This window comes from Streptomyces sp. O3 (assembly GCF_054788135.1).
Map to the genome: position 1 here is coordinate 1 of NZ_JBTVYK010000215.1, position 254 is coordinate 254.

The 254-nt window shown below is 35.0% G+C and carries 1 protein-coding gene; it reads right to left on the reverse strand.

What is annotated here, in order from left to right:
* On the reverse strand, window positions 1-235 hold a 235-nt coding region (locus ACX6XY_RS30410; protein ID WP_460337945.1), incomplete at its 3' end, for a hypothetical protein.
* Window positions 236-254 lie beyond the last annotated feature (19 nt).

Consider the following 254-nt stretch of genomic DNA (forward strand, 5'->3'; position numbering starts at 1 on the left):
GTGCATAACTTAAAGCATCAACAAAAGCACCTGGATATAAAATAACACTCATATCTGCATCCGATTTACGTGGAGTAAAAAGAAGGATGTCATTTTCTTCAAGCACATCCACAGCTTTAGTTGAATTTGCAGCATTTTCTGCGGTTATAGACGGTTCTGAGTTGAAATAAAAATATCCCCAAATAAGAAGACAAAATAAAACAATCGCACTCCCAAAAATCGCTATTTTTTTCATAAAGGACCTCTTTTCACTG